Below are 6,744 nucleotides of genomic sequence, written 5' to 3' on the forward strand. Positions count from 1 at the left end.
AAAACGGGCGTAACACCTGCCGGATTTTTTCGTCGTATTTTGGTGACGTACTACTTGTAGACTTTTGAGACTTATTTCGTCTGTTCGTCATCCAACATACCCATTGATTCTCCGATTTTGTTGATCCAGATCAAAGAATAGAGTTGATATCTGACGGCATGCTTAGTCACTATTTTCAGTGAATTTTCTTATTGAGCTTGCTTGGTAAGCTCGCTTAGAAAATATAATCAAATAGAAGAATAACGATGCCAGCTATTGACTAGCCAGCTGGTCATGTCCTTACAGCTGCTGATATCGTCGGGAATAATAGTTTTAAGAATACGTTCGGTACGTAGCGCTACCACTTTTTCTTCCCCCAGATCGGGATGCTGTTCAGCAAATTCATTCACAAAATATAAAACCTGGTCTCCATCGTCTCTATCAAGAACGGTATTGCCTTGTTCAAACTGATTTTCAGCATGGGTATCACTAATATCGCCACTCAGATCGACCGAATATGAAAATTGTAAATCTGCCTTTGTCAGGCAACGATTAAGGGGATTTGATTTTAGCTCTTCCATTTGACTTCCCAAATTTTAAATTCTTTGCGTTTGAATGCTTAGATATTTGGACACATAAAAGCATCCAACCCTTCATAAAAATCAAAGTTGAAACCGGAGATTGAACTGTCTGCGTCGAGAAAAATACCCGGAATTAATGTGACACAAAAGTACAGCAATCAGCGCGCAGTAACAGATCATGGGTTACGCCGCCAAATACCCATTCCCGAAAGCGACTATGGCCAAACGCACCTACCACAATCATGTTGGCTCTATAGTCTTGGATGATTGCTAGCAATTGGTTGGTGTCATCGTTGACCGAAAAAGATGCAAGAGATTCTGCCTTAATATCGTGCCGGTGCAGCCAAGCGACGACATCATCTAAATGTGCATGGGCATCCGGTAAATTATCGTCCTTAGATATCTCAACTACCACAACCTTAGTTGCTTGCCTGAGCAAAGGTAAAGCATCGATAATGGCTCGCCTGGACTCGCGTGAATCATTCCAGCCGATGACGACACAGTTAAGGTCCAGACTTGCCATATCTGGTGGAATGATCAGAACAGGTCTGCCGGTCTGCATAACAAGATCGCCAATATTCATTACCCGAGCATCATCAAATATGGAGCCAGATTTAGCGCAGTTAATAATCAGATCTGCGCATCGCGCCTGTTGTGCAACATAGTCTGATAATTGCGTCAAAGTAATCGCAGAACGCCATTCGAATATCTGCAAACTCTCTGCCATACTCTCTTTTACAACAGCGTGAAACTCTGTTTCCGCCTCATGGATTTCTTCGGTAATTTCATCCTGATCTTGTCTGATCAGATCGCCCGAAATATAGCCATCTCCATAGGCAAATTGCATAGGCTTGCAAACACCAATACCGATCAAGTGAGCATTAAATCGATTGGCAAGACCGGTAGCGGTTGTCAAAAGTCCCTTATTTGAACGTCCTAATTCAACGTTAACCATCATGCTTGTATAGGTCATTTTATTTCTCCATTAATCAATCTGGTCTGCTGAGTTATCGAAAAAAAACATAGCAAAGTTAGTTGTTCGATTTGATCAAAACAATGTCAGATCATATTTTTGGATTGATTTTTAGGAAAATCAGCAGCGCGTGTAACGTCTTCCCATGCTAAAAAATCTTTACGCAAGTCGGTCAGTTTAGCCATCGCGCCTTCAAATGCAGCAACGCCAAGTAACAGATGATGCGGTGGTTTGGGTGATTCCACCGCCAGGACAATCGCATGCGCGGCGCGAACAGGATCGCCAGGCTGTTTGCCGGAGATCGCTCTTACCTGACTACGCCAGACACCTGCAGTGGAGGCATAATCTTCAATTTGTAGCTTACTTTCGTTGGCTGATCGCCCGGCCCAATCAGTCCGGAAACCACTGGGTTCGACTAGCATGACTTTGATACCTAAAGGCTCCACTTCTTGACACAGTGCGCCGGACAAACCCTCTACTGCAAATTTGGTCGCGTTGTAATAACCCACTGCTGGAAAAGCACAAATACCGCCAATTGAAGAGATATTGACGATAAAACCCGATTGTCGTTGCCGCATTCCTGGCAACACCGCACGGATCATATTGCTTACACCAAAGACATTGACTTCAAACATCTTCCTGATCTCTTCTTCCTCGCTTTCTTCAACCGCTGCGAAGTAGCCTATTCCAGCATTGTTGACCAGCACATCAATACAACCAAACTTGTCTTCTGCGGCTTTAATCGCCTGGTTAATTTGCTGCTGGTCGGTCACATCTAAGGTCAATATCAGCACATTTTTATGGTGTGCCAAATCCTTTAAGTCATCTGTATTACGCGAGGTGACAATAACGTTATAGCCCAGACCGATCAGATGTTGCGCTAATTCCCTGCCAAAGCCTGTGGAGCAACCAGTAACAAACCATACTGGTTTTGCATTTATCCCGGCTTGATTACTTGGACTTGGACTTGCAGTCGTAATTGTGTTGGTAGATGTGTTCACCTCACTAAATGTTGCGGGTGTTATCGATGTTATGGATGTTATTGATGTCATGGCGAACTCTCATGCAGGCGTTGTAGTTAGCTCATATTGAGCCTGACAAGATCAAGTCGTCTGTGCGGTAGTTCGCTTAGCCAATATCAGGTGGCAAACAGAATCAGTTAGTCGGATGACGTAATTGATACAGGCTAAAAATAGCGAGTAAATAAATTATTTCTTTCGACATACTCGTATAAAGTTGTTGACGTATGAATCAAGAAAAGTATTAGTAGGACTTGCGCAAAACCGCCCCAGCTGCGTTGCAGCGACTAGCCGCACTAAAGCACTGTCGTCGTCGCTACGTCTTGCTGGAACAATTTTGCATAACTCCTAATCAGAAACTATCTTACGTCATGGAAATAGAAGTAAAAAAATGAGTACGAAACACAAATACGGTAAATGAGATCATGAGAAGAAAACATCCTGAGCAACATAAACTTGAACATATCGGCTGGCTGAGAGCTGCTGTGCTGGGTGCGAACGACGGCATCGTTTCTACTTCGAGTTTAATTTTAGGTGTTGCAGCCTCTAACGCTAGCCATACTAGTATTTTGGTTGCAGGCGTGGCAGGTCTGGTGGCTGGTGCGATGTCCATGGCGACCGGGGAATATGTTTCTGTCCAGTCCCAGGCGGACACAGAAAATGCGGCGCTGGAGACCGAAAAACGAGAATTAAAAACAGATCCCGAGGGTGAGTTAAAAGAATTGACTGAGATCTATATTAATCGAGGGCTTGACGCCTCCTTAGCGCGACAGGTCGCTGTCGATCTCATGAAAAATAATGCGCTGAATGCCCATGCCAGAGATGAATTAGGTATTTCTGAAACTCTGAGCGCCCGTCCATTGCAGGCAGCCTTTGCCTCTGCCGGTAGTTTTACGATTGGTGCATTGCTGCCCTTATTGGTATCGGTTCTGACACCTAACCCCTATTTGAGTTGGCTCGTGGTAGCGACTTCTATAGGTTTTCTGGCAGTTCTTGGTGGGCTTGCTGCTTATGTTGGCGGTGCTAATGTCGTACTAGGATCTGTGCGGGTAAGTTTCTGGAGCGCTTTAGCGATGGGTTTAACCTATGCTGTGGGCTCTGTATTTGGAGGCATGCAATAAGTCTCAAACACAGCAGTGATCTATTGCAATTGCTGAATTTTGGGGTACCAAGGAGTGTCATCAAATAAATGGGAGTGGCGCAAAAACTAAAATCGCTCATCATGTGGATACCGAGACACGGAGACACGGAAAGACAAAGGGACAAAAAAGAGAAAGGCATATTTTCGGTCTTCTTCAGATTGTCTCACTATTTATTCTTCCTCTGCGCCTCTCTGATGAGAGGTCTTGACGTTTTCCAACCCGCCTAATCGCTATACGTGAACTGCTGCAAATAGCTTTACGCTTTTACGTAGTCCTAAGATGATGAAAATGAACTGACATGGCAACGAATGCATCTTCAAAGCAGGTCATCTACGCCGCACTGATCGGGAATATTTTAGTTGCCATTACCAAAGCCAGCGCCGCTACCTGGACTGGTAGTGCAGCTATGTGGAGCGAGGCAGTACATTCATTTGTGGATACTGGCAATGAATTATTGCTGCTGTATGGCATACGTCGCGCCGAACGACAGGCCGATGCGGAGCACCCCATTGGCTATGGCCGCGAGTTATATTTTTGGAGTTTTATTGTTGCGCTGCTGGTATTTGCGCTCGGTGCTGGCGTCTCGATATACGAAGGCATTTTACATCTGCTAGCGCCTCAAGCAATCAATGACCCCATCGTCAGTTATGTTGTATTGGGGCTAGCGTTTGTATTTGACGGTACTTCCTGGTTAATCTCACTAAAACAGTTTAAAGCGTCCAAGGGCACATTGGGTTATTACGAAGCATTTCGTCATAGCAAAGATCCTGCCTCTTTTATCGTTTTATTTGAAGACAGCGTGGCGTTGATCGGGATCGTGATTGCTGCATTTTCTACTTACCTGGCAAGTAATTTGGGTATGCTGGCATCAGACGGGATTGCTTCTGTTCTGATAGGACTAATACTCGCAGGTACTGCAGGATTACTCGCCCGCGAAAGTAAGAGTCTGCTGATCGGAGAACGTGCCGACCGCCAGCTAAGTGACTCGATGCTGAGTATTGCGAATCAACTTTCTCCCTCAGTAAAAACCAATGGTGTATTGACTGTGCAGCTTGCGCCAGATCAAATACTGGCAGCGATGAGTATCGAATTTGCTGATGACCTTAAAACATCACAGATTGAAACTCTGGTCGTTGATATTGAAACCCAAATCCGCGCCAGCCATCCAGAGGTCGTGACTTTTTTTGTAAAGCCACAAACTGCAGCCGCTTTTAAAGCGTCTGCACAGCGGCGTTTTGGGCTGCTTGACTCTTTGGTAAAAAAATCTTCATAAGGATATTGATCGCGCTCTCATATAGCACCTCTGGTTCGCCGAATAGAAATCGCAGTTCAACCCAGATTTTCCTTTGGAACAGCGACAAGTGTGCCTTTTGCGGACTAACTGACTAGACGCAACGACGACACAAGCTGCCTCTTGTCAGGAAGGACCACAACGTCAGGCAGTTCGCCAAAGCTGTAATTGCCGCTGTAGCGCTTCCACTCAAATCGCGTTAGTGCTATCTCTCTGAATACCCCGTGTCGTCTGCGTTTTTTCCGAAGGGGTAGCGGTCTAATGGCCTAATGGAAAATCTCGGTTCAACTATTGCCTATCGGTTAGATAGCGCACAGACAGGTCTTACTCTGCTCGCCTAGCCTGCCTTCATACAAGCATAAATAGAGAATTCAAAAAAAGAAATTCTCCATGAGACATCGACGATTTTTTCTAAACTTGGTTCTTTTTAATGATGGAGAATAGCAATGGAAACGATGATTTTTGATATTCAGGGCATGACCAGCGGTGCCTGTTTAGGTCATATCTACCGCGCGTTGGAAGGCATGGATGGGGTCAGCGATACAGAACTTTCTTTACGCGATGGGCAAGCCATCGTATCTACTGATCCGACATGCGTTACTGCATCGCAAGTAGAAGAAGTAATTGAACGACTTGGCTACCATGCCAACATTCATTTGGCGTAAGCGGCACACCGCACAGATTAAGATTTTCGTTTAGCACAAGCTGACTGTTCTTTAACCTAAACGAAAGTTAAAAATGAATACCGATACACAAATTCAAAAAGACGTTCTCGCTGAGTTGGAATGGGAACCTTCTGTCGATTCCTCCCATATCGGCGTTGAAGTATCTGACGGCGTGGTCACACTAGCAGGTCATGTCAGCAGCTTTGCAGAAAAGTGGGATGCAGAGCGAGCAGCACAGCGGGTTTATGGTGTAAAGGCGCTGGCAATCGAAATGGATGTCCGGTTACCAGGAACCAGCCAAAGAACCGATGGCGACATAGCGCGTACCGCAAAAAATGCACTTGAATGGCTGACCTATGTGCCAACCAAGGCAGTGAACGTAACTGTCGAGGCTGGCTTCATCACCTTAACGGGCGAAGTTGACTGGGAATATCAACGGCAAGCAGTCACTGATGCCGTGCGCAATCTGATGGGTGTGACTGGCCTCAGCGATCAAATTATCATCAAACCAAAAGTCTCCTTGGATGCGGTGAAATCAGATATCGAAGCAGCCTTGAAACGGCGTGCTCATAACGACGCAAAGAATGTTTCAGTCAGCGTCAACGGCGCAGAAGTGACTTTGGCGGGAACCGTGCATAGCTGGCTAGAGCGCGATCTGGTCATGCATTCGGCTTGGGGAACACCTGGTGTAAAAAACGTCGTGGATCATACAACGATTCGATATTGATTTTGTAAAAGTGAGCCGTATTGCTAAATAACGGACATTGAACTGCATTGTATTGCGCCTGACGATGTCCGCCTGTCCCATCATCGAAATATTAAATCGAAATATTAATTACGTTACGGAGTAACACCATGGAAACCAAAGATTCACCAGTGCATATTTTTAATAGCCACATTGAAGCAGAGGAAGCCATACAGACACTCAGCAAAGCTGGCTTTGATATGAAAAATTTATCCTTGATAGGTAAGGGCTATCACTCCGAAGAACATCCTCTAGGGTTTTATACCTTAGGCGACCGGGTAAAAACTTGGGGTGGCAATGGCGCATTCTGGGGTGCTATCTGGGGACTGCTGTTGGCTCCTGCGGTGTT

The 6,744-nt window shown here is 45.4% G+C and carries 7 protein-coding genes and 1 pseudogene; 5 read left to right on the top strand and 3 right to left on the bottom strand.

Features of this window, described 5'->3' with window-relative positions; genetic code table 11:
• Positions 1-227 precede the first annotated feature (227 nt).
• From AAKU64_RS18820 to AAKU64_RS18830, 3 genes are all read right to left on the bottom strand, one after another.
• Positions 228-560 carry a hypothetical protein gene (locus AAKU64_RS18820; protein ID WP_354362666.1) on the bottom strand — a complete coding sequence of 111 codons (333 nt, stop codon included), beginning with the start codon at positions 558-560 and terminating at the stop codon, positions 228-230.
• 133 nt (positions 561-693) lie between these two features.
• Entirely contained in the window at positions 694-1,533 is an 840-nt protein-coding gene (locus AAKU64_RS18825) for a universal stress protein (RefSeq protein ID WP_354362667.1), read from the bottom strand.
• Positions 1,534-1,619: 86 nt separating this feature from the next.
• Positions 1,620-2,585: an oxidoreductase gene (locus AAKU64_RS18830; RefSeq protein WP_354362668.1), complete on the bottom strand. Its 966-nt coding sequence runs from the start codon at positions 2,583-2,585 to the stop codon at positions 1,620-1,622.
• A gap of 392 nt (positions 2,586-2,977) precedes the next feature.
• On the opposite strand from AAKU64_RS18830, the gene AAKU64_RS18835 reads away from it, so the two are divergent.
• The 5 genes and pseudogenes from AAKU64_RS18835 to AAKU64_RS18855 form a co-directional block, all read left to right on the top strand.
• On the top strand, positions 2,978-3,673 hold the full coding sequence (locus AAKU64_RS18835; protein WP_354362669.1) for a VIT1/CCC1 transporter family protein: 696 nt from the start codon (positions 2,978-2,980) through the stop codon (positions 3,671-3,673).
• 319 nt (positions 3,674-3,992) lie between these two features.
• The gene (locus AAKU64_RS18840; RefSeq protein ID WP_354335338.1) at positions 3,993-4,967 is read left to right on the top strand and encodes a cation diffusion facilitator family transporter; all 975 of its coding nucleotides are present in this window, start codon (positions 3,993-3,995) and stop codon (positions 4,965-4,967) included.
• Between the two features lie 464 nt (positions 4,968-5,431).
• Positions 5,432-5,650: a heavy-metal-associated domain-containing protein gene (locus AAKU64_RS18845; RefSeq protein ID WP_322118478.1), complete on the top strand. Its 219-nt coding sequence runs from the start codon at positions 5,432-5,434 to the stop codon at positions 5,648-5,650.
• 73 nt (positions 5,651-5,723) lie between these two features.
• Positions 5,724-6,377 (top strand): BON domain-containing protein, encoded by a 654-nt coding sequence (locus tag AAKU64_RS18850; RefSeq protein WP_322118477.1) that lies wholly within the window; start codon positions 5,724-5,726, stop codon positions 6,375-6,377.
• A gap of 128 nt (positions 6,378-6,505) precedes the next feature.
• Positions 6,506-6,744 (top strand): annotated as a pseudogene (locus AAKU64_RS18855) (DUF1269 domain-containing protein); the annotation flags it as partial.

Origin of the sequence: Undibacterium sp. GrIS 1.8, from assembly GCF_040544445.1 — a bacterium.
In the GTDB taxonomy this organism is placed as follows: domain Bacteria; phylum Pseudomonadota; class Gammaproteobacteria; order Burkholderiales; family Burkholderiaceae_D; genus Undibacterium.

Excerpts from the sequence above, each read along its gene's own strand:
- AAKU64_RS18845 (WP_322118478.1), top strand. The coding sequence starts at position 5,432 with ATGGAAACGATGATTTTTGATATTCAGGGCATGACCAGCGGTGCCTGT.
- AAKU64_RS18835 (WP_354362669.1), top strand. The coding sequence starts at position 2,978 with ATGAGAAGAAAACATCCTGAGCAACATAAACTTGAACATATCGGCTGG.
- AAKU64_RS18840 (WP_354335338.1), top strand. The coding sequence starts at position 3,993 with ATGGCAACGAATGCATCTTCAAAGCAGGTCATCTACGCCGCACTGATC.
- AAKU64_RS18825 (WP_354362667.1), bottom strand. The coding sequence starts at position 1,533 with ATGACCTATACAAGCATGATGGTTAACGTTGAATTAGGACGTTCAAAT.
- AAKU64_RS18830 (WP_354362668.1), bottom strand. The coding sequence starts at position 2,585 with ATGACATCAATAACATCCATAACATCGATAACACCCGCAACATTTAGT.
- AAKU64_RS18820 (WP_354362666.1), bottom strand. The coding sequence starts at position 560 with ATGGAAGAGCTAAAATCAAATCCCCTTAATCGTTGCCTGACAAAGGCA.
- AAKU64_RS18850 (WP_322118477.1), top strand. The coding sequence starts at position 5,724 with ATGAATACCGATACACAAATTCAAAAAGACGTTCTCGCTGAGTTGGAA.